The sequence below is a fragment of the Microbacterium sp. SA39 genome (assembly GCF_000967865.1).
Lineage (GTDB): Bacteria > Actinomycetota > Actinomycetes > Actinomycetales > Microbacteriaceae > Microbacterium.
Genome location: NZ_JXRU01000036.1, coordinates 79,197 through 105,422 on the forward strand (window position 1 = coordinate 79,197; position 26,226 = coordinate 105,422).

The following is a 26,226-nucleotide window of genomic DNA, read 5'->3' on the forward strand; positions in this document are numbered from 1 at the left end:
AAGTCTTCGCTCTGGCGTGTCGACGGAGGCTTCCCTACGATCGGAAAAGTAGGCGTCTGTGCAAACGGCCCTACTGGTTCGCGGAGGGTCCCCAGCTCTGCGTGGACTGACTTGGATGACGAGCGTCCCCAGCGTTCCGAATCCGCGGCCCCGAGGAGTCCCCACTTCTCCGGGGCCGCCATCGTTTCCGGGCCCCTTCGGCTGTGAGCCGCCCCTAGCCTGGGCGATTAGCATGGCGGGATGACCGATCAGCGTCCTCAGTACGGCGAACTCGCGACCCCCGAGGAGCAGCGACGGGCGGCAGGTCTTCCGCCGCTCGGTGAAATGGTGGCAGAGCCGGTCATCACGGCTCCCGCTCCGGAGCCAGTGGCGGATGCCGCTCCTCGGCGGCCGCACCCCGCCGATCGTTTCGTGACGATCGGGTTGCTGGCTTACGGCCTGATCAACGTGATCGTGACGGCTCTGTCCTACCTGGACCTCACGCGCGTGATGAACGAGAGCATGAAGATCCTCGGGATCGAGGGCGAGTTCACGAACTTCGCGCAGGGGAGGCTGTGGGGCGCCATCGCCGCCGTCGTGCTCGTCGTCGGCTGGTCGCTCACCGCATGGGTGTCGATCCGGCGACTTCGCAGGGCGAAGATCGCGTGGTGGGTGCCGCTGGTCGGCGCTGCCGTGACGATGCTGATCGCGTCGATGTGCCTGGCGGTGCCGATGTTCGGCGATCCCGCCTTCATGGCCTACGTCGGCGGCATGAGCGGCAGCTGAGATCCGGAGCCGTGACACAGAAGAAGCCCCGCCGAATGGCGGGGCTTCTTCTGTGTCAGCTGGAGTGGGTCAGCTCTGGGACTGGCCGTACGATCCGAGCTGGCGGGTGGACTGGACGACGCGGGCGGCCATCGCCGTCTCCGCGACCTTGCCCCAGGCGCGGGGGTCGTACTGCTTCTTGTTGCCGACCTCCCCGTCGACCTTCAGGACGCCGTCGTAGTTCTTGAACATGTAGTCGGCGATCGCACGCGTGTAGGCGTACTGTGTGTCGGTGTCGATGTTCATCTTGATGACGCCGTTCGCGACCGCGACCGCGATCTCGTCGTCGGTCGAGCCGGAGCCGCCGTGGAAGACGAGGTCGAGCGGCTTGGCACCCGTGTTGTACTTCGCGGCGACCTGCTGCTGGATCTCGCCCAGCAGTTCCGGACGCAGCTTCACGCCGCCCGGCTTGTACACACCGTGCACGTTGCCGAAGGTCAGGGCGGCGATGTAGCGGCCCTGCTCACCGAGACCGAGCGCCTGGACGGCCTGGTCGACATCGGCGAACGTCGTGTAGAGCGCTTCGTTCGAGCCCTCGTGCTGGACGCCGTCCTCTTCGCCGCCGACGACGCCGATCTCGACCTCGAGGATGGCGTTGATGGCCTTCATGCGGGGCAGGATGTCCTTGGCGATCTCGATGTTCTCTGCGAGGGGAACAGCCGAGCCGTCCCACATGTGGGACTGGAAGATCGGGTTGCGACCGGCCTTGACCTCTTCTTCGGAGGCGGCGATCAGCGGCTCGACGAACCCGGCCAGCGCGTCCTTCGGGCAGTGGTCCGTGTGCAGCGCGACGGTGACCGGGTAGTTCTTGGCGACCTCGGTGGCGTAGCGGGCGAAGGCGAGGGCACCGGTGGCGCGCGCCTTGACGGTGTGACCGGCGAAGTAGTCGGCGCCACCGGTCGTCACCTGGATGATGCCGTCGGAGCCGGCCTCGGTGAGACCCTGCAGGACGGAGTTGATCGTCTGCGAGCTGGAGACGTTGAAAGCGGGGTACGCGAAGCCGCCGGCCTTCGCGCGGTCGAGCATTTCGGCGTACTGATCCGGGGTGGCGACGGGCATGAGAACTCCTGCGATAGGGGAAGCCGGGACAGCTGTCACTCTATCGGGGTGCGTGAGCGGATGCCGCCGGCTCGTGGTCGCCCGGAGCACGCTTCCCCTACGAATCGGTTAAGAATCGCGATTCCTTCGCACGGAATGACCGTAAAGCCCGGCTGTTCGCGACGGACGCTGGCTAGGCTGGCCGCATGGTGAGTCTGACAGCGGATCTGAGCCCTCTTCATCCCGACCGTAACCTCGCGATGGAGCTGGTGCGCTCCACGGAGGCTGCGGCCATCCGTGCCGTGCCGTTCATCGGTCGTGGCGCGAAGGAGGCGGCGGACGGAGCCGCGGTCGACGCGATGAGGGCGTTCCTCGGCACGGTCGACTTCCAAGGGCGCGTCGTCATCGGCGAGGGCGAGAAGGACAACGCCCCGATGCTCTTCAACGGTGAGATCGTGGGCACGGGACGCGGACCGCTGTGCGACATCGCTGTGGATCCCATCGACGGCACCTCTCTCACCGCGGCGGGTCGCCAGAACGCGCTCTCGGTGATCGCCGTCTCTGACCGCGGCACGATGCTCGACGCATCCTCCGTGTTCTACATGGACAAGCTCGTCACCGGGCCTGCGGGCGTCGGAGTCGTCGACATCCGCCTTCCCATCGGAGAGAACATCCGCAAGCTCGCGGGCGCACTCGGCAAGCCGGTCGACGAGATCGTCGTCTCGGTGCTCAACCGTCCGCGTCACGAGAAGCTCATCCAGGAGATCCGGGATGCCGGTGCCGGCACACGTCTGATGAGCGATGGCGACGTCGCCGGCGGGATCAATGCGGCGCGTCACGATGCGCGCACCGACATGTGCGTGGGCGTCGGCGGCAGCCCCGAGGGCATTGTGACCGCATGCGCTATCAAGGCGCTCGGGGGGCACATTCAGGGTCGCCTCTGGCCGCGCGACGATGACGAGCGCCAGCGGGGGATCGACGCCGGTCTCGACATGGACAAGGTCTATGAGGCCGACGACCTGGTGCAGGGCAAGAACACGATCTTCGTGGCGACCGGCGTCACCGACGGCCAGCTCGTCGCGGGCGTGCGTCGTGAGCGCGGCTTCGTCTACACCGAGAGCGTCGTGCTGCGCGGGGCCTCGGGCACACTCCGCCGTATCGCCTCGGAGCACCTCGTCTCCAAGTGGCTCTGAACCCCTGACGCGAAAGTCATCGTTATCGACCCGGTACCGGGTCGATGACGTCGTGATCCCCGGTTCCGGTGAGTGCCGTGTCACAATTGTCACTGGGTTTGTCGCCGTCGACGGAGCCGCCAGGCACCGCAGGCACAGGAGGGCGAACAGATGACGACGCAGCACACGAGTGGCTCCAAGGCCGCTCCGACGAAGATCGTGACGACGAACACGGGGCGCATCCTTCGAGTGAGCGCTGATTCCGAGGTCGTCGCTCCGGCTCCGAGCGCTCCGCCTCAGACTTCGGTCAGTGACCCGGCCCGACGAGCCGATGTTCTCTTCCGCGTTCGGCGTGATGCCGGCCACGAGATCAGCGCCTGGTGGATGATCGGGGCCTTCCTCGCGACGAGCGGCCTCGTCATCGTGCTGCTGAGCGGCGTCCCGGGCGCTGCCTGAACTTTCTTCGCCTGCGCTGCTTCTCGACTGGCCTACGCGTCTCGCCTGATCTGCCCGTCGTCCAGTCGTGCGCGCACGTTGCCGACATCGGCGCGCACGGTGATCTCTGACTTCTCGTCGAGTGTGAATTCTTCGTGGACGGGCCGTTCGTCGTCGACGCTGATGAGCTCCGGTGCGCTGAACCGACGGGTGGTCCCTGCAGTCACTGCGGGCGCGGTCGCGAGACCAGCCGCGTCGATCCCCGGGAACTGCCGCGCTGTCACGAGCACGCGGTTCTCGAGGGAGCCGGCGAACTTGTTGTAGCTGTCGACCGTGCGCTCGAGCGCACGTCGCAGATCGTCGGCGTGTCCGGCGAGGGTGCCGAGTCGCTCGTAGAGCTGCGTTCCGAGATTGAGGAGCGCACGAGCCTCGGTCGACACCTCCTGCTGAGTCCAGGTGTAGGCGACGGTCTTCAGCACAGCGAAGAGGTTCACCGGTGACGCCAGCGCGACACGGCGAGTGAAGGCGTAGTCGAGCAGCGTGGGGTCTTCGTCGAGCGCCGCGGCCAGCAGCGATTCGCTCGGCAGGAAGCAGATCACGAATTCGGGGCTGGCGTCGAGACCCGACCAGTAGGACTTCTTGGCGAGTGCGTCGATATGAGCGCGGACGGCCCTGACGTGCTTCTGCATGTGGGCACGCCGTTGCAGTTCGTGCGCGTCGCCGGTGGGCAGAGCGGACGCCTCGAGGTACGCATCGAGCGGAACCTTGGCGTCGACCGCGATCGAAGTCCCGCCCGCCAGCCGCACGACCATGTCGGGACGCCCGATGCCGTGGTCCGACGAGATGGTCGACTGGAGGTCGAAATCGACGTGCCGCGTGAGACCTGCGGCCTCGACCACCCGACGCAGCTGCGTCTCACCCCAGACGCCGCGTGTCGCGGTGGAGCGGAGGGCGCCGGCCAGCGTCTCGGTCGTCGTGCGCAGCGCCTCGTCGGATTCCTGTGCCCGCCGCAGCTGCTCGGCGAGCGTTCCGAACTGCGCCTGCCGCTCCTGCTCGATCGCCGTGACCTTCGACTGCATCTGTTGCAGGCTCTCGCGGACCGGAGCGAGTGCCGTGAGTACGGCGTTCTGCTGCTGTACCCGCAAGGCCTCGGCGCGCTGTTCGGTGCGGGCGTGCTCGACCGCGTCCCGGTAGAGGTCGTACTGGCGGTCGCGGTCGTCGCGGGCCGCGGCGAGCTCTGCCTCGGCGCGCGCGAGATCTGCTGCCCCGCGGCCTGCCCGCAGGAACCAGCCCACGGCCGCACCCACCGCAAGAGCGACGAGGATCAGAACGAGCGAGAGTGCATCCATGTGTCTCATGATGCGGCCGGCATCCGACATTGCGATGCCGCCCCGCTCGAACGGGGCGATCCCGGTCAGGCGACGGCGCGTTCCAGCCCGGGGACGGCGGGTTCCGTCACGCGCACGCTGAGGGCGTCGGCCAGGGCGAACACGTCGGACGCCTCGAAGCGGCGTGCCGCATCGATGACGATCTGCGCGCACGCGCGGGCATCGGCGAGGGCATCGTGGTGCGAGAACTCCGCGAAGCCCGCAGCGGCCGCTGCCATTGGCAGGCGGTACGAGTCGAGCTGATAGGTCTTGCGCGCGACCTGCAGGCTGCACAGCGACCGGTATGGCGGGCACAGCAGGCCGGTGGCTTCGGCAGCCCGACGGAGCACGTTCAGGTCGAATCCCGCGTTGTGCGCGACGAGGACGTCGGCGCCGGCGAAGCCGCACAGCCGGTCGAACTGGTCCACCCAGGTCGCAGCAGACAGCACATCGGTCGGACGGATGCCGTGGATCCGCACGTTCCACTCCTGGAACTCGTCGTGGCCGGGCGGCGGCTGGATCAGCCAGCCGGCCGTGGCGACGACCTCCCCGCCGCGCACGCGGACGAGTCCGACGGAACAGGCAGAAGCAGGGCTGGAGTTCGCGGTCTCGAAGTCGATCGCAGTGAAGTCCAGTGGCACGGGTCCACTGTCCCTCGCGATCTCGTCATCGGATCTCAGGCTCGCCGTAGGCTGGCGATATGACGGACGAGCAGGCGACATCCTTCGGCGTGCAGGCTCACAGCTACGAGGTCGGACGGCCCGAGTACCCGTTCGACGCGGTGGCCTGGATGCTCGACGCCCTGCCGCACGGATCCCGCCGCATCGCGGACGTAGGCGCCGGAACCGGCAAGCTCACGCGCACGCTGCTCGGCGCCCCGGATGCCGAGGTCGTCGCGGTCGACCCCGACCCCGCCATGCTCGCGACCCTGCGCACCGCTGTTCCCGGGGTCCCCGCGTTCGTGGGGACGGCAGAGCGCCTCCCGCTGCCGGATGACAGCGTCGACGCCGTCGTGCTCGGGCAGGCGTGGCACTGGGTCGAGCCGGTCGCGGCATCCGCGGAGATCGGACGAGTCGTCCGGCACGGGGGAGTGCTCGGACTGATCTGGAACATCCGCGACGAGCGGATCGACTGGGTGAAGAAGCTGACCGAGATCATGCACGGCAGCAATGCCGAGGTCATGCTCGCCGCGGGCGATCCCGTCGTCTCGGCGCCGTTCGGCCCGCTCGCGCAGGAGCGCTGGGAGTGGGTGCGTCCGATCACCCGCGAGCTGCTGCACGTCATGGCGGCGTCGCGGAGCTACGTGATCACGGCATCCCATGAAGAGAAGGCGCGCATCCGACGCGACATGGACGCGCTCTTCGACGATCTCGGCCTGCACGGCGACGACACCATCGACCTGCCGTACGTGACGCGCGCGTTCCGCGCGGTGCGCGACTGAACCGCCCACGGTTCCGGGCAGCGCGCGACAGGTAGACTCGTCCTCCGTGGCTCTCACTATCGGCATCGTCGGCCTGCCCAACGTCGGCAAGTCCACCCTCTTCAACGCACTCACCAAGAACGACGTGCTCGCGGCGAACTATCCGTTCGCGACGATCGAGCCGAACGTCGGCGTGGTGAACCTGCCCGATCCGCGTCTCGACACGCTCGCGGAGATCTTCGGCAGTGAGCGGATCCTCCCCGCGGCGGTCTCCTTCGTCGACATCGCCGGCATCGTCCGCGGCGCGAGCGAGGGCGAGGGGCTGGGCAACAAGTTCCTCGCGAACATTCGTGAAGCGGATGCCATCGCGCAGGTCGTCCGCGGTTTCTCCGACGACGACGTGGTGCACGTGGACGGCGCGGTGAATCCGGCGTCCGACATGGAGACGATCAACGCCGAGCTCATGCTCGCCGACCTCGAGACCGTCGAGAAGGCGATCAGCCGTTACGAGAAGGAAGTGCGCGGCAAGAAGATCGAGCCGGTCGTGCTCGAGACGGCGATCGCCGCGAAGGATGCTCTGGAGCGCGGTGTGCTGCTCTCGGTCGCCGGCATCGACCTCACGCCGATCCGCGAGCTCGGATTGCTCACCGCCAAGCCCGTCATCTTCGTCTTCAACGTCGATGAGGGCGTGCTGACGGATGCTGCGCGCAAGGCGGAGCTCGCTGCTCTCGTCGCGCCCGCGAAGGCGATCTTCCTCGACGCGAAGATCGAGTCCGAACTGATCGACCTCGACCCGGAGGATGCCGCGGAGCTGCTGGCATCGACCGGCCAGGATGAGTCGGGCCTCGATCAGCTCGCGCGAATCGGCTTCGACACGCTGGGACTGCAGACGTACCTGACCGCAGGGCCCAAGGAGGCCCGCGCGTGGACGATCCCCCAGGGATCGAAGGCACCGCAGGCCGCCGGCGTCATCCACACCGACTTCGAGAAGGGCTTCATCAAGGCGGAGATCGTCTCCTTCGAGGATCTCGTCGAGACGGGTTCCGTCGTCGAGGCCCGTGCCAAGGGCAAGGCGCGCCTCGAAGGCAAGGACTACGTCATGAAAGACGGCGATGTCGTGGAGTTCCGCTTCAACAACTGAGCGGGCGGGGACGTCAGACCGAGATGCTGAACCTCGACAACGATCGCGTGATATCGTGCTTGATATCACGCGAGGAGGTGATCAGGCGATGGCGTCCATCATCGTCCGCGGACTCGACGACTCGGTCAAGGAACAGCTCGCCGCGAAGGCACGGAGCCACGGGCGTTCCATGGAGGCCGAGGTTCGTGACATTCTGACCAAGGCAGCGACCGGACCGCACATCGGCTTGGCACTCGCGCGGGCTGCTCAACAGGTGGGCGGCGCTGGAGATCTCACGATCCCGGAGCGCAGTGACAGCGCGCGAGCGGTTGCCTTCGAGTGATAGTCCTCGACACGAACGTCATCTCTGAAGTCTTTCGGTCGACCCCGAACGGCGGGGTTCTGGCTTGGCTTGAATCACTCGCCGGCGACGTCGCGATCACCGCGGTGACCCTGGCCGAGCTACTGGCGGGAGTGGGCCGACTCCCTGATGGTCGGCGAAAGGACGAGTTGTCCGCTCGCATTGCAGAGGCGATTGAGCCTTTCCGTGGCGGCCGTTCGATTCTGGCCTTCGATGACATCGCCGCGACTCACTACGCGGATGTCCTGCTCGCGCGAGAATCCGCCGGGCTTCCGATCAGTACGGCGGACGCGCAGATCGCTGCCATCTGCCTCGCGAATGAAGCGACGTGCGCCACTCGCAACACCAGCGACTTCTTGCACACCGGAGTCGACCTGATCAACCCGTGGGCGGCGTGACGTCTATCCCCGCCGGTCGACGTCCCCGCTCAACACCTCTGGCCATGCTTGGACATCTTCCGGGGTGTGCGCGACCGTCAGTGTTGAATGCGGAAGCAACACGGCGAGAGATTCCGCGGTCGACAGTGGATGGCCCGGATCGTCCACCCACGCCAAGATCGTCGTCTGCACCTCGACCCGGGCGACGGCCTCCGGAGCAGGCAGGTCGCTGAGCGCCGCGCCACGCAGCAACGACGGCAGGAGAGCGTCGGCGACGTCGGGCGACGTCTCGGGCGCGCCGACGGTGGCCGGGGGCGGCGGTGATTCGCTCGTGGCAGCGAGGAACGCCTCGACACCGTCGGATTCGATGAGCGCCGCCGCAGCTCGGTAGTTCGTGGCCTGTGCCGGTCTGGTCTTCCACGCGGTGGGTGGCACCATGAGCGTGAGCCCGGTGAAGCGGTCCGGCTCGAGCGACGCAGCGTGCAGAAGAGTGGCGGCACCCATGGAAGGACCGACTCCGTGGACGCGTTCGCCCGGGAACCAGTGGTCGAGCAACCGCAGGAGATCCTCGGCAAGGTTCTGCCAGCGATAGTCCTCGGGCACCTTTCGCCCGGTCGACCTGCCATGGCCGCGCGCGTCGTAGCGCAGCAGTCGTGTTCCGCTGAGCCCTCGGCCGAGGTCGAGATTGAGCACCCGATCGCGGGCGCGGCTCGACGTGAGGCCATGCAGCTGGACGACCGGGTGTCCGCCTTCATCGCTCAGGGCGACAGCCAGCTCCGCTCCGGGTACCTCGAAAGTGGGCATCAGGCTCCTCGATCGGTGGCTGACCGCGTCGGGTCGGGCAGTCACGTTGAGTTTCAGATTATCCGTGGCGATAAGGTACTGCCCATGCGACTGACCAACGTCACGCACCTCCGCCTCCCGTTCGGACGGCTCTGGGGTTATGACGTCAGTGCGTCCGCGCTCGGGCGACGCCTTCCCGTGTCATTCGATCAGCGACTCCATGTCGGGGTGGGCGATCGTCCCGGCTCCTGGATGGCGCTGTCCTTCCGGCTGCCTACATCGACCCGTCGGGAGTCGATCGCGGATGCCTGGCTGGCTGTGATCGCTCGCCATGGAACGCTGCGATCGGCTTTCGCACCCGGCCCCGATGGTGATCCGGTGCTTCACGAGATCGAGATCGGGCCCGGAAGCTGGGTCGAGCATCAGGTTGCTCCGGGTCAGGCTGTCAACGACGCGTTGCGGGACATCCTCGATGCGGCGTGTTCGCCGTACCGGCATCCTTCTCACCGGTTGTGCGTGTTGGAGACCGCTGCCGGGCACACGGTCGTGATCGCCGCGGATCATGCGCACGTCGACATGTGGTCGATGCTGGTGATCGCGCGCGACCTGCTGAGTGCGCTCGATGCAGGGAGCGCAGGCTCGAAATCGTTGCCGGGGCCGGCGCCGGCTTTCGTCGAGCACACGCAGGCGCTGCTGGATCGGGATGCTGCACCGGACCACGTCCGTCAGCGATGGGAAACGATCATCGAGGACAGCGGCGGTGTGATGCCGCAGTTCCCGCTGCCCCTCGGCACGCCAGAGCCGCATCGGGAGCGCGTGGAAGTGCGCGATGTGTTCGACGTCGACGATGCTGCCGCATTCGCTGCACAGGCCCGTGACGACGGCGTCTCGACTCTCGCGCGCGCGGTGGTGGCGATGACCGCGGTGACCCGCGAACTGGCGGGTACCGCGCTGCGAGCCGTCTTTCCGGTGCACAGCCGCTTCGAAGACAACTGGCATGACTCGGTGGGCTGGTTCATCACCAACTCCGTCCTCGAGTCGGACGTCGCCGAACCGCACGCGGCGGCGGCAGCGGTGAGAGAGGCGGTACAACTCGGCTCGTGGCCGCTGGCGGACGTCCTCGCTCCGTGGGGCGGCATGCCCGTGGCGCCCGGGATGTTCGCGATCTCCTGGCTGGACCTGCGCAGGTTACCCGTGCGCATCGACTCCGTCGGTCTCGACGCGCAGTATGTCAGCGCGGCGACCGACACCGACGCCGTCATGCTCTGGTTCATCCTGGATGAGTCGGGTCTGCATCTGAGATGCCGCTATCCCGACACCGCTGAGGCTCGCGCAAGCGTCGGCGGATGGCTGGACCTTCTCGTCGCGAGGTTGCAGACGGACGCGCGGTCCTCGGTTCGTGGTCGGTTGCAGGTGGCAGGCCGAACGTTCCGGCTCGAGCGTGCGAGCCGCGATGACATCGAAGCGATCGCAGCGTTGCTGCACGACGATCAATTCGGCCCGGACCGTGAGAGCGTCGGCCTCGAGCGATACGAGGCAGCCTTCGGTGCGGTCGCTCGCGACAGTTCCAACTATCTGGGGGTTGTCCGCGACACTGCCGACCGCATCGTCGCCACGATGCAATTGACCGTCATCCCGGGTCTTTCCCGCGGTGGTTCCAGCCGATTGCAGATCGAGGGACTGCGAGTCGCGTCGGGGGAGCGGTCACAGGGCCTGGGCGCAGCGATGCTCGAGTGGGCACACGATTTCGGTCGTGCGCGGGGTGCGCAACTGGCACAGGTGACGACCGACGAGGCGCGGGACCGGACTCGCGTCTTCTACACGCGACTCGGATATAGAACCGCCCACGTGGGATTGAAACGGCAGATCTGACGGCGCCGGCCCTCGCCGCTCTCGTCATGATCACGAGCGCGCTTGTCCCTCGTCTGTAACCTGACGATGTGACTGTTCGCCTCGAAGGAATAACGGTGCTCGCTGATGACGTCGCCGCGCTCGTCGCATTCTACGAACGAGCGCTCGGCCTGCGGGTCGTCACGCGCGAAGAGGCGTACGTCGCCTTCGGTGATGAAGGCATTCGGCTTGCGATCTTCTCCCGGCAGCTCATGAGCGGCAACACCGACGATCATTCGTCATACCGAACTCGATTCACCGGTCAGGCGTTCGAGCTGAACTTCCAGTGTGACGATCCTGTCGAGGTCGCGCGTCGGTACGACGAGGTCATCGCTGCCGGGGCCACGCCGGCAGGACGGCCGGAGCTTCGAGAATGGGGGCAGTTCGCCGGCTTCTTCGCCGATCCCGAAGGGACCATCCACTCCCTGTTCGCCGATGCGTGACGAGGTGCCAGCGAAGAACGAACGATGATCGTTCCGAGCGTCCCATCGTTGTCAGGGAACACCAGGAGCTGAGTTCGCGCCGTGGCGAATTCAGGATAACGGCTGGCGTTATTAACGCTTCGCGTTATACACTCGGAAGGTGATCCGATCGTTCGGCAACAAGGAGACCGAGCGTTTGTGCCGTCGTGAACGAGTCCGATCGATCGATCCGCGGATCCTCCGCACCGCCTTGCGGAAACTCCGCCAAGTGGGTTCGGCGGAGGCGCTCGATGACCTTCGAGTGCCCCCAGGCAACCGGTTGGAAGCGCTGAGAGGCGATCGAGCCGGGCAGTACCGCATCAGGATCAACGGCCAGTGGCGGATCTGCTTCGTGTGGACCGACGCAGGACCAGAGGAGGTGGAGATCATTGACTATCACTGACAGCCTCGAGCCTATTCACCCCGGGGAGGTTCTCATGGAGGACTTCATCCAGGGATTCGGGATCACTCAGAACAAGCTCGCGGTTTCGATCGGCGTGCCGCCGCGGCGCATCAACGAGATTGTGCACCGCAAGCGGGCCGTGACCGCTGACACCGCGCTCCGTCTCGCCAAGTACTTCGGGACGACGGCTCAGTTCTGGCTCAACCTTCAGACGCAGTTCGACCTCGACGTCGCCGCGGATCGGACAGCCGATCAGATCGACGCCATCACGCCGTTGCGCGTGGCGTGAATCTCGAGAGTCCAGAGGAGACGAATGGCACGTGGCATCCTGCGCCGTTGGGATATCGCGTGAAGGCCGTCACCAGCGTCGAGGTCGGCCTTCGATACTTTTCCTCGCTCTCCGCGGTCGCCGGCGCCGGTCCCGGGAACGACCAGGACTAGATACGCTGGACGGAGGCGGCGCGAGCCGCGGTCCGGCCACAGGCGTCCGCCGAGTTCGTTCCGCCTGTGCATCCGACACCGACGGCACGAGGAGACGACGCCGATGACCGACACCCAGATTTTCGAGCCCGAGGGACGCGCTGTCCCCTTCGTCGACGAGGGCGACGGTCCGGTCAAGCTGGTACTGATCCAGGAGCAGGGTCTCCCGGCGGATGTGCTGGGAGTCGTCGGGCACTACCTCGCAGAGGAGGCCGGATTCCACGTGCTGCGGGTCGGCTATCGCGCCGGCGACGCGGATGTCTCGGTGGAAGACCGCGTCGACGATGTCCTCGCGGTGATCGAGCACGTCGGTCTGTCGGACACCTGGATCGGCGGACACGGTTTCGGCGGCACCATCGCCCGTGCGCTCGCCGCATCTCACCACGAGCGCGTGAACGGTCTGCTCCTGCTCGGCGTCGAGGAAGACGAGACTCCGCTCGCGCCCGTGATCCCCGTGCTCATCATCCAGGGCTCGGACGACGCCTCGACGCCGCCGGTCAACGGAGAGCGTCTTCAGGCCACCGCGCCCGAGCGCGCGAGTGTGAAGAGCATCGCCGGGGGAGACCACCTGTTCCCGATGACGCATCCGATCGAGACAGCGGTCGACATCGAGGAGTACCTCGACTGGGATTGACGCGCGCCGCTCCGCGCTCCTAGCGCCCCTGCCGCTTCTTGTACGGCTTCGGCTGCCCCTTGACCGCCGGTGTGCGTCCCTTGCCCTTGGACGCCTTCGCCTTGCCGCCTCGCGGCGCGGGTGCGTTCTTCACGGGCGCCGGGGCCGCAGCGACCTCTTGCCGAGCCACGGCGAGGAACTGTTCGCCGACCGAGGTAAGGCGCGTCGGATCACCGCGATGGATCAGCGGCTGCCCGACCTCGTCCTCGAGCTTCTCGATCGAGGTGTACAGCGACGCCAGCGGGATGCCCAGGGTCTCGGCTGCCCGGGGGAAGTGCAGTTCCTCCGCGACGACGATGAAACGGCGGAGCAACGAGATCTTCACGGGTGGAGCCGTCCTTTCCCGCACGGATTGCGGCACCTGTTCAGCGTACGCTGGCGGGACACCGATCGAAGGGTTCACCGTGTCCGACCACCACGACCAGTCCACTCCGGAGCACATCCCCGGACCGGATGAGGCGTCTGTTCCGGAGCTCGAAGCCGACGAGACGATCGCTCCGCGACCGGAGGAGGAGATCGCCGACGTCCTCCGCGCGGAGCCCGATCTGGGCGACCACAGCAGCCACGACTCGTGACCGCAACACTCGTGGCCCAGGGTCTGGCCGGAGGGTACGGTCACCGCACCCTCTTCGATTCACTCGACCTGACCGTCACGCCGGGCGATGTCGTCGGCGTGGTCGGCGCGAACGGTGCGGGGAAGTCCACGCTGCTCCGGCTGCTCGCCGGCATCGACGAGCCGCAGGCCGGGACGATCGCTCTGGCGCCCGCTGACGCCTTCGTCGGCTGGCTCCCGCAGGAACACGAGAGTGTCGACGGCGAGACGATCACCGCTTACATCGCCCGCCGCACGGGGTGCGGCGCCGCAACTGCCGAGATGGATGCCGCGGCATCCGCACTCGGCGACCCCTCGCTCGCGATCCCCGGTGTCGATCCTGCCGACACCTACTCGACTGCCCTCGATCGTTGGCTCGCCAGCGGTGCCGCCGATCTGGACGAGAGACTCCCGTCCGTGCTCGCCGACCTGGGGCTCGAGCTCGGCGGCCACGCCGACGAGATCCTCATGACCTCGCTTTCGGGCGGACAGGCGGCACGCGTCGGGCTGGCAGCTCTGCTGCTCTCACGCTTCGACATCGTGCTGCTGGACGAGCCGACCAACGACCTCGACCTCGACGGGCTCGAGCGATTGGAGGCGTTCGTGCGAGGGCTCCGCGGCGGCGTGGTGCTGGTCAGCCATGATCGCGAGTTCCTCGCTCGCTGTGTGACCCGCGTGCTGGCGCTCGACCTGGCACAGGGGTCGAACCGCGTCTTCGGCGGGGGATACGACGCCTACCTGGAAGAACGGGCAACGGTGCGACGCCAGCAGCGCGAGAAGTACGACGAGTTCGCCGAGAAGAAGGCCGATCTCGTCGGTCGGGCCCGCACCCAGCGGGAATGGTCGAGCCAGGGCGTCCGCAACGCGATGAAGAAGGCGCCGGACAACGACAAGATCCGGCGCAAGGCATCGACCGAGTCGAGTGAGAAGCAGGCGCAGAAAGTGCGTCAGATGGAGAGTCGCATCGCGCGGCTCGAAGAGGTCGATGAGCCGCGCAAGGAGTGGCAGCTCGAGTTCACCATCGCCTCCGCACCGCGATCCAGCTCCGTCGTCTCGACCCTGAGCTCCGCCGTCTTCCGCCAGGGCTCGTTCACCCTCGGGCCTGTGTCTCTGCAGGTGAACGCGGGCGAGCGCATCGGTATCACCGGTCCCAACGGCGCCGGCAAGTCCACCCTCCTGCGAGCGCTGCTCGGGCAGCAGCATCCGGACGAGGGAACGGCGGCTCTGGGGGCCAGCGTGCAGATCGGCGAGATCGACCAGGCGCGCTCTCTGCTCGCCGGCCCGCGGCCGCTCGCGGCATCCTTCGAGGAGCTCGTTCCGGAGATGGCGAGCGCCGAGGTGCGTACGCTCCTGGCCAAGTTCGGACTCAAGGCCGACCATGTGAGCCGCCCGGTGGACGAGCTCTCGCCCGGTGAACGGACCCGCGCGGGGCTGGCGCTCCTGCAGGCCCGTGGCACGAACGTGCTCGTGCTCGACGAGCCGACGAACCACCTCGATCTCGCCGCCATCGAGCAGCTGGAGCAGGCGCTCGAATCGTACGACGGGACGCTGCTGCTGGTGACGCACGATCGACGGATGCTCGACACGGTGACGACCGACCGGCGCTGGCGAGTGGATGCCGGTCGGGTGACCGAGCTCTGATGTCACTGCGTCGGAAACGGCGGATGCCGCGACCCTGAGGGCCGCGGCATCCGGGAGTCCTGTGTTCCGGTGAGGTCGTCAGGCGACCTGAGCCTGGGGCATCACGGCGAAGGACACCGCGCCCTCCTCGTCGACACCGGCGTCGAGCACCTTGTCGTCGAGGGCCGTTGCGGCTTCCTCGTCGAGGAACAGACGGGTGCCGGAGACCTCCACGACCTGGTCCTGCGGCTCCGGGTCGGCGGTCACGAGCACCGCGAGGCGAGCACCGCCGTCCGCGTCCGGGGTGGCGGTGGAGTGGATGCGGAGACCCGCATCGGGCGCTTCGGTCTGACGACTCACAAGGGTCGAGACGATGGCGGTGGCGTTGTCGGTGAGGGTGAGCACGAGACTCTCCTTCCGTTCGGGGCATGCCGCGGTCGCGACACGTCCGGGCCACGATGCCGAACCTCGGCTGTCGACTCAACCCCCGGGCGGCGATTGTCAGGAGGCTCTCAAGGTCGCAGCTTCTTGCGCATGAAGACCTGCGCCGTCCCGTCGCCGTCGGGAACCCGCTCGTGCTCTACGTATCCGCAGGACTCGTAGAGCCGCAGGTTGGCCTCGCTGAGACTCCCCGTGAACAGCTCGGCAACGTCGGCTGAGGAGGCTTCCTCCGCCGCGTCGAGCAGCATCCGTCCGATCCCTTCCCCCTGCATGTCCGGAGCGATGGCGATCCGGCCGATCAGCAGCAGCTCGTCGTGCTCGACGAAGCGGATCGCCCCGACCAGGCGCCCCCCGATCCGTGCGGTGAATCCGGACTCGGAGCGGAGCTCGGCCTCCAGCTCGCTCAGCGTCTGGGTGAGCGGCGGCATGTCGACGCTCCCGTAGATCGCCGCCTCGGACACGAAGGCGGCTCGCTGCACGGTCAGCACCTCGCCCGCGTCGCTGTCACTGATCGGGCTGATCTCCATCTCTGTCCGTCGCTCCTGCTGGTCTTCCGACACCATGTCGCCCCTCTCGTTCTCCCGTCACATTCGGGGTTCGGCCCGACTGCTGTCAACCCCCTCGGGCGCCGGGGTCGCGGCGGACTATGGTCGGCGCGAGGAGGTCACACCATGGCTGAAAGCAAGACCACGAAGAAGACCGCAAGCACGACGAGTCGCGGCGCGAAGACCACTCGGCGGCAGAATGCTGAGAAGGGCTTCACAGCGTCCCCGACGCTCGCCGCGAACCTGCAGAAGGTGCTCGTCGACCTGCTCGAGCTGGCTCTTCAGGGCAAGCAGGCGCACTGGAACGTCGTCGGACGCAACTTCCGCGACACGCACCGGCAGCTCGACGAGATCATCGATGAGACGCGGGCGTTCAGCGACACGGTCGCCGAGCGGATGCGCGCCCTGCACGCTGTGCCCGACGGACGCAGCGCCACGATCGCGGAATCGACCTCGCTGCCGAACTTCCCGGCCGGCGAGGTGTCGACGTCGGAGACGATCGATCTCATCACCGAGCGGCTCGAAGATGTCGTCTCGACCATGCGGGATGTGCACGACGAGGTCGACGAGGAAGACCCGACGTCGGCGGACATCCTGCACGCGGTGATCGAACGGCTCGAGCAGTTCGCCTGGATGGTCAGCGCGGAGAACCGGAGCCCTGCGGGTCGCTGATCCGCTCCTGGCCGTCCCCGGCTCCACCGAACCGGGGACGACCACGGATCAGTCGGGGCAGGGCGAGCCACAGGACCACGACGAGGATCAGCGCCGCGATCAGCGCGATGACCCCCGCCGTCCGATTGACGGTGAAGTCGACGATCAAGGTCGTCACGCCGATGGTCAGCGCTCCGATCACCGCGAGGTTGATCCGCACGATCCGGGCGGCCATGCGCACCAATTCGGGTTTGCGCTGGTGGCCGAAGAGTGCCCGGTGCATCCCGACGGGGGCGAGCGCCAGAATCGTGGCGATCGCCGAGAGCGCTACCAGGATCACATAGAGGTCGCGCTGGAATTGGTCCATGTCGGTGAACCGCGGCTGAAACGCCACTGCGAGAAGGAAACCCGTGAGGATCTGGGTGCCCGTCTGCATTACCCGAAGCTCCTGAAGGAGTTCGAGCCAGTTCCGGTCCGCCCGCTCGTTCCGCGTCTCGTCGCGTCCGTCGGCGCGATCGTCGACGTGGGGCTCGTCCTCGGGCAGATCCGCTGTCATGATCTCAGTGTCCTGCCCGTGATCCGGTGCTGTCCAGCATCAGGCCCGGCCTGTTCGAAAGAAGGTGACGATGACTCTTCCCCCGATAGGCGACTGGTGGTCGGAATTGTCCGACGACGCGCAGCGCGCCGTGCTGGACAGCGACTCTCATCATCTCGACGAGAGCGTGCGGGAGGAGATCCGAGAGATCACGGGTGCCGTGGTCGGGATGATCGAGACGCTCTCCGACAAGGACCTGAAGTACGCGCGGGCACATCCGCCGTCGGACGACGACTGAGCGGCGGCGTGCCCGTCAGACGGCGTCGGGAGAGGGGATCTCTTCGCGCAGACGCGGCTCCGTGCGTCGCTCCGGTCGGGCACCGGACTTGTCGGCGTAGAACGCCCTGATCCGGTCCATGTCCGCCGCCACGTCTCCGGTCAGGTCGAGCGTGGGTCCGAGACCCGAGGTCATGGTCGTGCGGTCCACGTATCCGAGAGTCACCGGCATCCCGGTCTCGCGGGCGATCCGGTAGAAGCCCGACTTCCAGTACTCGTTTCCGCCGCGGGTCCCGTCAGGAGTGACGACCAGGCCGAAGACCTTCCCGGCGTGCACCTGCCCGACGACGTCGTTCACCACCCGGGCAGGATCGGCACGGTCGACAGGAATGCCCCCGATACGGCGCATGATCGGCCCCCGCCATCCTCGGAAGAGGCTGTTCTTCCCGAGCCAATGCACGTCGATCCCCAGTCGCCACGCGATGGCGAGCATCAGGACGAAGTCCCAGTTGGACGTGTGCGGTGCCCCGACGAGCACGGTCGGTCGTGTCGGCGCCGGTTCGCTCACGAGCTTCCAGCGGCTGAGCGCCCAGAACGTGCGGGCGAGGAGTCGTTTGAGCATGGCTCAACCGTAGGGGAGTGCGCTGTCGATCCGGTGTGGGGTGCGATCCGCCCGAGCCTGCGTGCATCAGCGCCGCGGCGATGGCCGGGTCGAGTCCGGGCATGACGTCCACCGGTACTGCGAGAGCCAGGAGGGCTCGACTGAAGTAGTTCCTCGCCGCAGCCGCGAGCGTGATGTCGACGATCTGCCGGTCGGAGTATCCCGCATCGCGCAGCGACCGTGCGTGGTCGTCGGTCATCGAACCGGGATCGCTCGACATCCGGGCCGCGTAGTCGACCACGGCCTGCTCTGCAGACGTGAATCCGTGGTCGTCTCCCTCGGCGAAAGCTCGGAGGCCGTCGTCGTCGAGAACGCCCGCCCGCAGGGACTTCCTGCCGTGCGCGAGCAGGCAGTGGGTCGAACCCAGCGCGCGGGCCGCGCCGAGCGTCGCGGCCTCGTACACGCGGAGGCCGATCGAGGGGACGATCGCTCGGATCAGGGACTCGAAGGCAGCATGGGCTTCGGGGTTCACCGCCATCGCCTGCGTGTGGGCGAAGACGAAGCCGTCATGGTCGATGTCGTCCGCGTAGATCTCAGCGACGTGGCCCTCTGCACCGTTCGGATCCGGGGGAGTGATGATCATGCGGGAACGATACGCCGCGACGATCACGCGGGAAAGAGCAAGCGGCGCCACCGGCATCCGGCAGGCGTACGATCGAAGGATGACGAAAACGCAGCAGGACTCCACAGAGCAGGATGCGTCCCTCGCGCCGCTGCCGCTCGCGGACGGCCTGAACCTGCTCGAGGCGGATGCCGCCGGCTACTGCAGTGGTGGCGTCTGCCACATTCCTGCGACAAAGACGCAGTAGCGGGCAGACGCCACCGAGGTCGATTCCCGACGGTCAGTGACCGCCGTGGAAATCTCCTCCTGCGTCGTCGGCGGGCTTGCGCACGAACGGGCTGAGCGCCACCGCGGCGAGCGAGATGATCGCGGCGATGAGGAAGGCCATCCGCGCGCCCGGTGCCCCGGCGGCAGCCGTCGTCAGACCCTCGGTCTCGCCGGCGTGCAGGATCGCCGAGTAGGTGACGGTGAGGAGCGCGACTCCCGCAGCGCCGCCGACCTGCTGCAGCGTGTTCAAGACGGCGGAGCCGTGCGAGTACAGCGAGCGGTGGAGCGACCCGAGCGACGCCGAGAACAGCGGCGTGAACGACATCGCGAGTCCGACCGACATCGCGGCCTGCACGATGATCAGGACCCACCACACGGTGTGCTCGCCGACTGTCGAGTAGTAGAACAGTGCGGCGGAGACGAGGATCGTGCCGGGGATCAGCAGCGGGCGCGTGCCGCGGGCGTCGTAGACGCGGCCCATGATCGGGCCGAGAAGACCCATCAGCACGGAGCCGGGCAGCAGGATCAGCCCAGCCTGCAGCGCGTTCAGTCCTGCGACGTTCTGCAGGTACTGAGGCAGCAGCGTCAGCGTGCCGAACATCGACAGCGCCAGGATCGTCATGATGATGACCGAGAAGGTGAAGTTGCCGGCCCGGAAGACGCGCAGATCGAGCAGTGCGTCATCGACGCGCTGCAGGAGGAGCTGCCGCCAGACGAACAGGCCGAGCGTCACTGCGCCGACGACCAGGGCGATGATGCCCGTCGTCTCGCCGGAGCCGCCTTCGCCGCCGAACTGGCTGAGGCCGAACACGATGCCGCCGAAGCCGAGCGCGGCGAGCGGGATCGAGAGAACGTCCAGCGGAACGCGACGCGTCTCGCCGAGGTTGGTCATCCACTTGGCGCCCATGCCGAGGGCGATGAGCGCGATCGGGAGGACGACCGCGAACAGCGCGCGCCAGCTGAAGGCCTCGAGGAGGGCACCGGCGATCGTCGGTCCGATAGCCGGCGCGAGTGAGATCACCATGCCGACGCGGCCCATCATGCGACCGCGGGACTGCGGCGGGACGACGTTCATGATGGTCGTCATCAGCAGCGGCATCATGATGCCGGTACCTGCGGCCTGGATCACGCGGCCGATCAGCAGTACGCCGAACCCGGGCGCGACGAGTGCGACGAGGGTGCCGAGCGAGAAGGCGACCATCGCCGCGATGAAGACCTGGCGCGTGGTGAAGCGCTGCAGGATGAAGCCCGTCGTCGGGATGACGACGGCCATGGTGAGCATGAACGCGCTGGTCAGCCACTGACCGAGCTCCGGCGGGATGCCCAGGTCGGCGTTCAGATGCGGGATCGCGATCCCCATCGTCGTCTCGTTGAGGATGGCGACGAAGGCGGCGACGAGAAGCAGCCAGATCACGCGCATGTCGCTGCGCGAGATCTCGCCGGGCGCGAGTGCGGGCGCGGAATCGGTTGTCCGGATGGAGCCGGTATCGACGGCAGACATGGGCGGCCTCCTGGGCGATGAGATGGGGGGATGTGCGAGAGATCGCGCGAGTCTCTCAGCGTAACCACAGCATCCGACATTTCATTCCGAACCGATCGGAAATCCGCCGAGAGCGGATGCCCCGGCCCTCGGTGTCGGCTGCGCTGGGTACGCTGGCGCCATGAGCATGGGCGGTGGGATGAGCGGCGGACACCGCGGCGGCGGGTTCCGCGGTGTCGACGAAGACGCGCAGCGTCGGCAGAACGCCGAGGCGCCTCGGATCACCGGGCTCGGCGCGCGAGTGGTCGCCCTGTTCCGGCCGTACCGATGGCGCATCTTCTTCACCGGCATCCTCGTGGTGGCGGGCGCCGGCATCGCCGTGATCCCGCCGCTGATCGTGCAGCGCATCTTCGACGACGCCCTCTTCCCGGTCGACGGCGGCAGCCCTCGGCTCGAGCTGCTCGCCTGGCTCGTGGGCGTCATGGTTGCGCTGTTCCTGTTCTCCGCCGTGCTGGGCGTGGCACAGACCTGGCTGACGGCGACGGTGGGCAACAGCGTGACCGGCGACCTGAGGGTGCGCCTGTTCGAGCATCTGCAGGCGATGGAGCTCGGATTCTTCACCCGCACCAAGACCGGTGTCATCCAGTCGCGGCTGCAGAACGACGTCGGTGGCGTCTCGGGCGTCCTGACCAACACGGTCACCAGCATCCTGGGCAACGTGGTGACGGTCGTCGCCTCACTCGTCGCGATGATCATCATCGACTGGCGGCTGACCCTCATCGCGGTGGTCCTGATGCCGTTCCTGATCTTCGTGCAGCGACGCGTGGGGCAGGTGCGCGCCCGCATCGCGGGAGAGACCCAGGAATCGCTGTCGGAGCTGACGTCGATCACTCAGGAGACGCTGAGCGTGTCGGGGATGCTGCTGTCCAAAGCCTTCAACCGGCAGCGCACCGAGTCGGCGCGCTATCAGGCCGAGAACCGCAACCAGGTCATGCTGCAGGTGCGCAGGGCCATGAGCGGGCAGGGGTTCTTCGCCGTGGTGCAGGTGCTCATGGCGAGTGTCCCCGCGGTCATCTACCTCGTCTCCGGCTACCTGATCACGGGCGGCACGGATGCGATCACGGCGGGCACGGTCGTGGCGTTCACGACGGTCCAGGCGCGACTGCTGATGCCGCTGATGGGACTCATGCGGGTCTCCCTCGACCTGCAGACATCTTCCGCGCTGTTCGCGCGCATCTTCGAGTATCTCGACCTGGTTCCCGAGATCGCGGATGCTCCGGATGCGATCTCGGTCGATCAGGCACCGGGTCCGCGCGGACGCATCGAGTTCGCCGACGTCGTCTTCCGCTACCCCGACGCGTCGACGGATGCCCGGCCGACGCTCGACGGCGTGTCATTCGTCGCCGAGCCAGGGCAGCACGTCGCCTTCGTGGGGCCGTCCGGAGCTGGCAAGACGACGATCCTCTACCTGGCGCCGCGGCTTTACGAAGCGAAGGAAGGGGCTGTGCTGTTCGCCGGTGCGGACGTGCGCACGCTGACGCAGGAGTCGATCATCGACCACGTCGGCATCGTCTCCCAGGAGACATATCTGTTTCACGCGACGATCCGCGACAACCTGCTGTACGCACGGCCCGACGCCTCGGCGGAGGAGGTGATCGAGGCCTGCAAGGCCGCGAACATCCATCACATCATCGAGGGATTCGAGAACGGCTACGACACAGTGGTCGGCGAGCGCGGCTATCGCCTCTCCGGGGGCGAGAAGCAGCGCATCGCGATCGCGCGCGTGCTGCTGAAGGATCCGCCGGTGCTGCTGCTCGACGAGGCGACTTCCGCCCTCGACACGGTGTCGGAGCGTGTCGTGCAGGAGGCGCTCGACGAGGCGGCGAAGGGCCGGACGACCCTGTCGATCGCCCACCGCCTCTCGACCGTCATGGGTGCCGACGTGATCCACGTGGTCGAGGCCGGCAAGATCGTCGAATCGGGCACGCACGCCGAACTGCTCGCCCACGACGGCCTCTACGCCGAACTCGCCGCTCAGCAGGTCGCCGCCTCGCGCGTGCTGGCGACCGAGGCGGTCGTCGAGGAAGCGGTCACCGGCGGCGTCGGGGCGGCGCTCGCCGATCGTCGTGCCGACCGTGCGCCGGTCGACTCCGCCGGCGCGGACGCTGTCGCCGCGCTCACCGCGGCGGTGCCGCTGCTGGCCGAGCAGCGGGTCGACGAGCGGGTGTATCCGCCCGAGACCTGATCTTTCTCCGCCGACCGGCCCCTCTCTGCGCGAGCCGCCCCTGTTTGATCGATCTCGAAGGGTGGCTCGCGCAGAAGGGGCCGGTTCGGCATCGATTGGTCGCGGCTCAGTGGACCGAGAGGCCGCCGTCGACGAAGAGCGATTGACCGGTGATGTACCCCGAGCCTGCTCCCGCGAGGAACACCGCGGCACCGGCGAAGTCGCTCGGCAGTCCGTTGCGTCCGATCATCGTGCGCGCGGCCAGCTCTGCGACCTTCTCCGGATCCTGCTGCAGTCGAGCGTTGAGCGGGGTGAGCACGAATCCCGGAACGAGCGTGTTGCTCGTCACACCGGTCCCGCCCCAGGCCTCGGCCTCTGACCGCATCAGGGACTCCACGGCTCCCTTGGATGCACCGTAGATTCCGCTGCCGACGAAGGCACGGTGCGCCTGCTGCGAGCTGACGTGGATGAGCCGGCCGTACCCGCGCCGGGCCATGCCCTGCGCATACCGCTGTCCGAGCAGGAACGGGGCGAGCGCGTTCACCGTCATGGTGGCGTCCCAGTCCGCCTCGGTGATGTCGGCATAGGGCGGACGGATGTTGATGCCGGCCGAGTTCACCAGGATGTCGGGCTGGCCGAAGGGTTCGGCCGCCGCCTCCACGAGGGCGTGGATGCCGTCCCGGGTGCCGAGATCTCCGACGACGCCGGCGGCGCGGCATCCGCTGTCCTTCAGGTCCTGCACCGTCTCGTCGATGCGGTCGGCGCCGCGCGCGACGATGACGGTCGACGCCCCGGCATGGGCGAGCGCGGTCGCGATACCGCGACCGATACCGGAACTCCCGCCGGTCACGACGGCCGTGCGGCCCTCGAGCGAGAACAGCGAGGCGAGGTAGTCGGTCATGGATTCACCCATCTGTGTCGATCACCAGGAGAGAGCGGCCGCGATGGCCTCGTCGGGGGAGGCGTCCGCGAACTCGGGAAGCGCACGCAGCTCGGCGATGAACGCTGCAACCTCTGCGGCGTAGGCGGGGTCGTCGTGGGTCGCGGCGATGTCGAGGAGCGAGGGCATGTCCATCGCCAGGATCAGATCGAGCCGAGCGGTGACGGCGGCGCGCGCCCCGGCATCCTGCAGAACGCGGATGCCGCCACGCAGGGCGGAGAGGTAATCCCGCAGCACCGGCAGCTGCGACTTGCCCTGCGTGATGGAGGTTCCGTCGGGGCGGACGCGCCAGCGCACGATGACGTCGGGGATCACGTCGAACGCCTGCGTTCGCGTGTACATCTGCTGAGCGACGATCTGGTCCTCGTAGGCGACGCCCTCCGGGAACCGGAGGTCGGTCCAGAAGCCGGTGCGACTGATCTTCGACCAGGCGACGATGTTCGACACCACACGTGGATGCTGATCGAGCGTCGTGCCGAGCCGTGCCGGATCCGTGGCTGCAGCGATCCACGGCTGCACCCGTCCCGCGTTGTAGGAGTGACCATGCGGGCGCAGACGGACGTAGGCACCCGCGGCGAAATCGCTCCCGGTCTCGATGAGGGTCGCGGTCAGGCGGGCGAGCGCTTCGGGGGAGAGCTCGTCGTCGCCGTCGAGAAAGCCCAGGAAGGGCGTGTCGACCAGCGCAACGCCGATGTTGCGTGCAGCGCCCAGCCCGCGCGAGGCCTCGTGCCGGATCACCGTGAACCTCGGGTCGCCCGCAGCGGCCTCGGCGAAGATCGCGCCGGTCGCATCGGTCGAGCCGTCGTCGATGAGGATCGCCCGCCAGCGCGACTCGGTCTGCGCGCGGAGGGAGTCGAGGGCGGCCGGGGCGAACGCGGCGATGTCGCGTCCGGGAACGATCATGGTCACGATCGGGGCGGGGGCGGGCACCAGCCGAGTCTATGGCCGTGAATGCGCGTTGCGGCGTCGCAGACCGATCGGCGTCTGCACACCCGGGTGACCGAGGATCCGGCCTCAGTAGAGTTGTCTCAGACCGCGAGATGAGGTGCCATGGACGACATCGCGCTGACTCTGATGGTCGCCGCCGGTTTCGGAACGGTCGCGCATCTGCTGCGCGTTCCCGCGCTGGTGGGCTTCCTCGGCGCAGGCTTCGTTCTCGGCGCCCTGCAGGTCGAACCCTTCACCGGCCTCGAGCGCATCGCCAGCATCGGCGTGACCCTGCTGCTGTTCACGATCGGGCTGAAGTTCGACATGCGTGCCCTGCTGCGACGGGAGGCGTACGGAACCGCCGTCATCCACATGGTGCTCAGCGTGCTGGTCATCGCGGGAACGGTCGGACTGGCCGGCGTGATCGGCCTCGCCTCTATCGAAGGATGGCGCACTCTGGCACTGGTCGGATTCGCTCTGTCGTTCTCCTCGACCGTCCTGTGCGTCAAGGTGCTGGAGGGGCGTTCGGACGACGGGTCGCTGTACGGGCAGACGGCGATCGCGATCCTCGTCATCCAGGATCTCGCGGCTGTCGTCTTCATCACGGTCAGCGAGGACGAGCCTCCGAGTCCGTGGGCGTTCGCGCTGGTGCTCGTGCTCCCACTCGTGTGGCTGCTGCGCAAGTTGCTGGCACTGATCGGGCACGGCGAACTGCTCGTGCTCTTCGGCGTGGTGATGGCACTGGGCCCCGGTTACTTCGCGTTCGAGGCAGTGGGGATCAAGGGCGACCTGGGGGCCCTGGTGCTGGGACTCCTCTTCGCCGGTCATCCCCGAGCGATCGAGATGTCGAAGTCGCTGTTCAGCGTCAAGGAGCTCTTCCTCGTCGGATTCTTCCTGGTGATCGGCATGAGCGCCTCTCCGACCTGGTCGGACGCGGGTCTCGCCCTGGGGCTCTGCGTCGTCCTGCTGCCGCTCACCTTCATCGGGTTCGTCTGGCTCTGCCGACTCTTCGGGCTCCGCAACCGCACGGCGATCAGAACCGCACTCGTGCTGAGCAATTTCTCGGAGTTCTCGATCATCGTGGCGGCCTTCGGCGTCACGTCCGGCCTGCTGAGCGATCGCTGGCTCACGATCATCACGATCGCCGTGGCCCTGAGCATGGTCATCTCCTCTGTGGCCAACACCTACGCCTCGGTTCTCGTCACCTCCATGCGGAAGTGGCTCCCGCAGCGCGAGCCCTCGCGGCTGCGCCCCGCCGACCGGCCGATCGACACCAGTGGCTCGGATGTCGTCGTGCTCGGGATGGGGCGCGTCGGCCGTGCCGCGTACGAGCGGCTCGTGAATGAGGGAGGGATGCGGGTACTCGGCATCGACAACGACCATGCGGTCATCTCTCGGCTGGAAGCGCAGGGGCTCCACGTCGTGGAGGGCGACGCGACCGACCTAGACTTCTGGAGCCGCTTGGTCTCCGGCGGGTTCGTCAAGACCGTCGTGCTGGCGATGGCATTCCACGGCTCCAACACCTACGCGCTAGACCGACTGCACGAGGCGGGCTTCGACGGTCGGGTGGTCGCCGTGGCGCAGCATCCGGATCAGGTGGAACACCTCGCCGCCAACGGCGTGAACGGGGTGCTCAACATCTATGAGGGTGCCGGGCACACGCTCGCCGGGCTCGCCATGCAGTCGGAGGAGCCGTAGGCAGCGCCACGTCTGTCGCTGAG

Annotated in this window: 31 protein-coding genes and 1 pseudogene; 19 read left to right on the top strand and 13 right to left on the bottom strand. The window is 67.5% G+C overall.

Annotation, left to right across the window (positions count from 1 at the left end):
- Positions 1-240 precede the first annotated feature (240 nt).
- The gene (locus RS85_RS12705) at positions 241-765 is read left to right on the top strand and encodes a DUF6264 family protein (protein ID WP_046013830.1); all 525 of its coding nucleotides are present in this window, start codon (positions 241-243) and stop codon (positions 763-765) included.
- A gap of 69 nt (positions 766-834) precedes the next feature.
- Here RS85_RS12705 and fbaA read toward each other — a convergent pair whose 3' ends face one another.
- Complete coding sequence (gene fbaA, locus RS85_RS12710; protein WP_046013831.1) at positions 835-1,863, bottom strand: class II fructose-bisphosphate aldolase; 1,029 nt, start codon at positions 1,861-1,863, stop codon at positions 835-837.
- A 185-nt stretch (positions 1,864-2,048) separates the two neighbouring features.
- Here fbaA and glpX point away from each other — a divergent pair, with 185 nt between their 5' ends.
- Both glpX and RS85_RS12720 read left to right on the top strand, forming a co-directional pair.
- The gene (gene glpX / locus RS85_RS12715) at positions 2,049-3,035 is read left to right on the top strand and encodes a class II fructose-bisphosphatase (protein ID WP_046013832.1); all 987 of its coding nucleotides are present in this window, start codon (positions 2,049-2,051) and stop codon (positions 3,033-3,035) included.
- A 150-nt stretch (positions 3,036-3,185) separates the two neighbouring features.
- Positions 3,186-3,470 (top strand): hypothetical protein, encoded by a 285-nt coding sequence (locus RS85_RS12720; RefSeq protein ID WP_052703553.1) that lies wholly within the window; start codon positions 3,186-3,188, stop codon positions 3,468-3,470.
- Positions 3,471-3,502: 32 nt separating this feature from the next.
- On the opposite strand, the gene RS85_RS12725 is transcribed toward RS85_RS12720, so the two are convergent.
- Together RS85_RS12725 and RS85_RS12730 are read right to left on the bottom strand one after the other, a co-directional pair.
- Entirely contained in the window at positions 3,503-4,798 is a 1,296-nt protein-coding gene (locus RS85_RS12725; protein WP_046013833.1) for a DNA recombination protein RmuC, read from the bottom strand.
- A gap of 65 nt (positions 4,799-4,863) precedes the next feature.
- Positions 4,864-5,457 (bottom strand): 3'-5' exonuclease, encoded by a 594-nt coding sequence (locus tag RS85_RS12730; RefSeq protein WP_046013834.1) that lies wholly within the window; start codon positions 5,455-5,457, stop codon positions 4,864-4,866.
- Between the two features lie 59 nt (positions 5,458-5,516).
- Here RS85_RS12730 and RS85_RS12735 point away from each other — a divergent pair, with 59 nt between their 5' ends.
- The 4 genes from RS85_RS12735 (at position 5,517) to RS85_RS12750 (ending at position 8,115) form a co-directional block, all read left to right on the top strand.
- Positions 5,517-6,257 (top strand): class I SAM-dependent methyltransferase, encoded by a 741-nt coding sequence (locus RS85_RS12735; protein WP_046013835.1) that lies wholly within the window; start codon positions 5,517-5,519, stop codon positions 6,255-6,257.
- A 46-nt stretch (positions 6,258-6,303) separates the two neighbouring features.
- On the top strand, positions 6,304-7,377 hold the full coding sequence (ychF, locus tag RS85_RS12740) for a redox-regulated ATPase YchF (RefSeq protein WP_046013836.1): 1,074 nt from the start codon (positions 6,304-6,306) through the stop codon (positions 7,375-7,377).
- A gap of 88 nt (positions 7,378-7,465) precedes the next feature.
- Positions 7,466-7,699: a FitA-like ribbon-helix-helix domain-containing protein gene (locus tag RS85_RS12745; protein ID WP_046013837.1), complete on the top strand. Its 234-nt coding sequence runs from the start codon at positions 7,466-7,468 to the stop codon at positions 7,697-7,699.
- A complete protein-coding gene (locus RS85_RS12750; protein ID WP_046013838.1) occupies positions 7,696-8,115 on the top strand; it encodes a type II toxin-antitoxin system VapC family toxin in 420 nt (139 codons plus the stop codon). The genes RS85_RS12745 and RS85_RS12750 overlap by 4 nt, the downstream gene beginning before the upstream one ends.
- 3 nt (positions 8,116-8,118) lie before the next feature.
- Here RS85_RS12750 and RS85_RS12755 read toward each other — a convergent pair whose 3' ends face one another.
- Positions 8,119-8,898, bottom strand: a complete 780-nt coding sequence (locus RS85_RS12755) for an alpha/beta fold hydrolase (protein ID WP_046013839.1) — start codon at positions 8,896-8,898, stop codon at positions 8,119-8,121.
- Between the two features lie 84 nt (positions 8,899-8,982).
- On the opposite strand from RS85_RS12755, the gene RS85_RS12760 reads away from it, so the two are divergent.
- The 5 genes from RS85_RS12760 to RS85_RS12780 all read left to right on the top strand — a co-directional run bounded on the left by RS85_RS12760 (position 8,983) and on the right by RS85_RS12780 (position 12,745).
- On the top strand, positions 8,983-10,749 hold the full coding sequence (locus tag RS85_RS12760) for a GNAT family N-acetyltransferase (RefSeq protein ID WP_046013840.1): 1,767 nt from the start codon (positions 8,983-8,985) through the stop codon (positions 10,747-10,749).
- Positions 10,750-10,844: 95 nt separating this feature from the next.
- On the top strand, positions 10,845-11,210 hold the full coding sequence (locus RS85_RS12765; RefSeq protein ID WP_082087616.1) for a VOC family protein: 366 nt from the start codon (positions 10,845-10,847) through the stop codon (positions 11,208-11,210).
- 139 nt (positions 11,211-11,349) lie between these two features.
- Complete coding sequence (locus RS85_RS12770; RefSeq protein WP_046013842.1) at positions 11,350-11,631, top strand: type II toxin-antitoxin system RelE/ParE family toxin; 282 nt, start codon at positions 11,350-11,352, stop codon at positions 11,629-11,631.
- Positions 11,618-11,920 (top strand): HigA family addiction module antitoxin, encoded by a 303-nt coding sequence (locus RS85_RS12775; protein ID WP_046013843.1) that lies wholly within the window; start codon positions 11,618-11,620, stop codon positions 11,918-11,920. Before RS85_RS12770 ends, RS85_RS12775 begins: the two co-directional genes overlap by 14 nt.
- 255 nt (positions 11,921-12,175) lie before the next feature.
- A complete protein-coding gene (locus RS85_RS12780) occupies positions 12,176-12,745 on the top strand; it encodes an alpha/beta fold hydrolase (protein WP_046013844.1) in 570 nt (189 codons plus the stop codon).
- Positions 12,746-12,764: 19 nt separating this feature from the next.
- Here RS85_RS12780 and RS85_RS12785 read toward each other — a convergent pair whose 3' ends face one another.
- Positions 12,765-13,109, bottom strand: a complete 345-nt coding sequence (locus RS85_RS12785) for a LysR family transcriptional regulator (RefSeq protein ID WP_046013845.1) — start codon at positions 13,107-13,109, stop codon at positions 12,765-12,767.
- A 79-nt stretch (positions 13,110-13,188) separates the two neighbouring features.
- Between RS85_RS12785 and RS85_RS19730 the strand changes: the two genes are divergently transcribed.
- Together RS85_RS19730 and RS85_RS12790 are read left to right on the top strand one after the other, a co-directional pair.
- The gene (locus RS85_RS19730) at positions 13,189-13,359 is read left to right on the top strand and encodes a hypothetical protein (protein WP_160298629.1); all 171 of its coding nucleotides are present in this window, start codon (positions 13,189-13,191) and stop codon (positions 13,357-13,359) included.
- On the top strand, positions 13,356-15,017 hold the full coding sequence (locus RS85_RS12790; RefSeq protein WP_046013846.1) for an ABC-F family ATP-binding cassette domain-containing protein: 1,662 nt from the start codon (positions 13,356-13,358) through the stop codon (positions 15,015-15,017). Before RS85_RS19730 ends, RS85_RS12790 begins: the two co-directional genes overlap by 4 nt.
- 78 nt (positions 15,018-15,095) lie before the next feature.
- Here RS85_RS12790 and RS85_RS12795 read toward each other — a convergent pair whose 3' ends face one another.
- Both RS85_RS12795 and RS85_RS12800 read right to left on the bottom strand, forming a co-directional pair.
- On the bottom strand, positions 15,096-15,401 hold the full coding sequence (locus RS85_RS12795) for a Fe-S cluster assembly protein HesB (RefSeq protein WP_046013847.1): 306 nt from the start codon (positions 15,399-15,401) through the stop codon (positions 15,096-15,098).
- Between the two features lie 107 nt (positions 15,402-15,508).
- Complete coding sequence (locus RS85_RS12800; RefSeq protein WP_200894833.1) at positions 15,509-16,000, bottom strand: GNAT family N-acetyltransferase; 492 nt, start codon at positions 15,998-16,000, stop codon at positions 15,509-15,511.
- Positions 16,001-16,108: 108 nt separating this feature from the next.
- Here RS85_RS12800 and RS85_RS12805 point away from each other — a divergent pair, with 108 nt between their 5' ends.
- Entirely contained in the window at positions 16,109-16,654 is a 546-nt protein-coding gene (locus RS85_RS12805; protein WP_046013848.1) for a Dps family protein, read from the top strand.
- On the opposite strand, the gene RS85_RS12810 is transcribed toward RS85_RS12805, so the two are convergent.
- Positions 16,620-17,189 (bottom strand): DUF6328 family protein, encoded by a 570-nt coding sequence (locus RS85_RS12810; protein ID WP_046013849.1) that lies wholly within the window; start codon positions 17,187-17,189, stop codon positions 16,620-16,622. The genes RS85_RS12805 and RS85_RS12810 overlap by 35 nt on opposite strands.
- A gap of 70 nt (positions 17,190-17,259) precedes the next feature.
- Here RS85_RS12810 and RS85_RS19530 point away from each other — a divergent pair, with 70 nt between their 5' ends.
- On the top strand, positions 17,260-17,466 hold the full coding sequence (locus tag RS85_RS19530; RefSeq protein WP_152642418.1) for a hypothetical protein: 207 nt from the start codon (positions 17,260-17,262) through the stop codon (positions 17,464-17,466).
- A 15-nt stretch (positions 17,467-17,481) separates the two neighbouring features.
- Here the strand turns inward: RS85_RS19530 and RS85_RS12815 are convergent, their stop codons facing one another.
- Both RS85_RS12815 and RS85_RS20215 read right to left on the bottom strand, forming a co-directional pair.
- Complete coding sequence (locus RS85_RS12815; protein WP_046013850.1) at positions 17,482-18,066, bottom strand: 1-acyl-sn-glycerol-3-phosphate acyltransferase; 585 nt, start codon at positions 18,064-18,066, stop codon at positions 17,482-17,484.
- A gap of 277 nt (positions 18,067-18,343) precedes the next feature.
- Positions 18,344-18,745 (bottom strand): annotated as a pseudogene (locus RS85_RS20215) (carboxymuconolactone decarboxylase family protein); the annotation flags it as partial.
- A 22-nt stretch (positions 18,746-18,767) separates the two neighbouring features.
- Here RS85_RS20215 and RS85_RS19835 point away from each other — a divergent pair.
- A complete protein-coding gene (locus RS85_RS19835) occupies positions 18,768-18,914 on the top strand; it encodes a hypothetical protein (RefSeq protein WP_162836775.1) in 147 nt (48 codons plus the stop codon).
- A gap of 33 nt (positions 18,915-18,947) precedes the next feature.
- On the opposite strand, the gene RS85_RS12825 is transcribed toward RS85_RS19835, so the two are convergent.
- On the bottom strand, positions 18,948-20,435 hold the full coding sequence (locus tag RS85_RS12825; protein ID WP_046013852.1) for an MDR family MFS transporter: 1,488 nt from the start codon (positions 20,433-20,435) through the stop codon (positions 18,948-18,950).
- 160 nt (positions 20,436-20,595) lie between these two features.
- Here RS85_RS12825 and RS85_RS12830 point away from each other — a divergent pair, with 160 nt between their 5' ends.
- Positions 20,596-22,659 (top strand): ABC transporter ATP-binding protein, encoded by a 2,064-nt coding sequence (locus RS85_RS12830; RefSeq protein ID WP_442921964.1) that lies wholly within the window; start codon positions 20,596-20,598, stop codon positions 22,657-22,659.
- Positions 22,660-22,765: 106 nt separating this feature from the next.
- On the opposite strand, the gene RS85_RS12835 is transcribed toward RS85_RS12830, so the two are convergent.
- On the bottom strand, positions 22,766-23,539 hold the full coding sequence (locus tag RS85_RS12835; protein ID WP_046013975.1) for an SDR family NAD(P)-dependent oxidoreductase: 774 nt from the start codon (positions 23,537-23,539) through the stop codon (positions 22,766-22,768).
- Between the two features lie 21 nt (positions 23,540-23,560).
- On the bottom strand, positions 23,561-24,508 hold the full coding sequence (locus tag RS85_RS12840) for a glycosyltransferase family 2 protein (RefSeq protein ID WP_235282433.1): 948 nt from the start codon (positions 24,506-24,508) through the stop codon (positions 23,561-23,563).
- Between the two features lie 120 nt (positions 24,509-24,628).
- On the opposite strand from RS85_RS12840, the gene RS85_RS12845 reads away from it, so the two are divergent.
- Positions 24,629-26,203, top strand: coding sequence for a cation:proton antiporter family protein (locus RS85_RS12845; protein ID WP_046013855.1), 1,575 nt, complete (start codon positions 24,629-24,631; stop codon positions 26,201-26,203).
- Positions 26,204-26,226: the final 23 nt, after the last annotated feature.

Excerpts from the sequence above, each read along its gene's own strand:
- RS85_RS12705 (WP_046013830.1), top strand. The coding sequence starts at position 241 with ATGACCGATCAGCGTCCTCAGTACGGCGAACTCGCGACCCCCGAGGAG.
- fbaA (WP_046013831.1), bottom strand. The coding sequence starts at position 1,863 with ATGCCCGTCGCCACCCCGGATCAGTACGCCGAAATGCTCGACCGCGCG.
- glpX (WP_046013832.1), top strand. The coding sequence starts at position 2,049 with ATGGTGAGTCTGACAGCGGATCTGAGCCCTCTTCATCCCGACCGTAAC.
- RS85_RS12720 (WP_052703553.1), top strand. The coding sequence starts at position 3,186 with ATGACGACGCAGCACACGAGTGGCTCCAAGGCCGCTCCGACGAAGATC.
- RS85_RS12725 (WP_046013833.1), bottom strand. The coding sequence starts at position 4,798 with ATGGATGCACTCTCGCTCGTTCTGATCCTCGTCGCTCTTGCGGTGGGT.
- RS85_RS12735 (WP_046013835.1), top strand. The coding sequence starts at position 5,517 with ATGACGGACGAGCAGGCGACATCCTTCGGCGTGCAGGCTCACAGCTAC.
- RS85_RS12745 (WP_046013837.1), top strand. The coding sequence starts at position 7,466 with ATGGCGTCCATCATCGTCCGCGGACTCGACGACTCGGTCAAGGAACAG.
- RS85_RS12755 (WP_046013839.1), bottom strand. The coding sequence starts at position 8,898 with ATGCCCACTTTCGAGGTACCCGGAGCGGAGCTGGCTGTCGCCCTGAGC.
- RS85_RS12760 (WP_046013840.1), top strand. The coding sequence starts at position 8,983 with ATGCGACTGACCAACGTCACGCACCTCCGCCTCCCGTTCGGACGGCTC.
- RS85_RS12780 (WP_046013844.1), top strand. The coding sequence starts at position 12,176 with ATGACCGACACCCAGATTTTCGAGCCCGAGGGACGCGCTGTCCCCTTC.
- RS85_RS12800 (WP_200894833.1), bottom strand. The coding sequence starts at position 16,000 with ATGGTGTCGGAAGACCAGCAGGAGCGACGGACAGAGATGGAGATCAGC.
- RS85_RS12805 (WP_046013848.1), top strand. The coding sequence starts at position 16,109 with ATGGCTGAAAGCAAGACCACGAAGAAGACCGCAAGCACGACGAGTCGC.
- RS85_RS12810 (WP_046013849.1), bottom strand. The coding sequence starts at position 17,189 with ATGACAGCGGATCTGCCCGAGGACGAGCCCCACGTCGACGATCGCGCC.
- RS85_RS19530 (WP_152642418.1), top strand. The coding sequence starts at position 17,260 with ATGACTCTTCCCCCGATAGGCGACTGGTGGTCGGAATTGTCCGACGAC.
- RS85_RS12815 (WP_046013850.1), bottom strand. The coding sequence starts at position 18,066 with ATGCTCAAACGACTCCTCGCCCGCACGTTCTGGGCGCTCAGCCGCTGG.
- RS85_RS19835 (WP_162836775.1), top strand. The coding sequence starts at position 18,768 with ATGACGAAAACGCAGCAGGACTCCACAGAGCAGGATGCGTCCCTCGCG.
- RS85_RS12825 (WP_046013852.1), bottom strand. The coding sequence starts at position 20,435 with ATGTCTGCCGTCGATACCGGCTCCATCCGGACAACCGATTCCGCGCCC.
- RS85_RS12830 (WP_442921964.1), top strand. The coding sequence starts at position 20,596 with ATGAGCATGGGCGGTGGGATGAGCGGCGGACACCGCGGCGGCGGGTTC.
- RS85_RS12835 (WP_046013975.1), bottom strand. The coding sequence starts at position 23,539 with ATGACCGACTACCTCGCCTCGCTGTTCTCGCTCGAGGGCCGCACGGCC.
- RS85_RS12845 (WP_046013855.1), top strand. The coding sequence starts at position 24,629 with ATGGACGACATCGCGCTGACTCTGATGGTCGCCGCCGGTTTCGGAACG.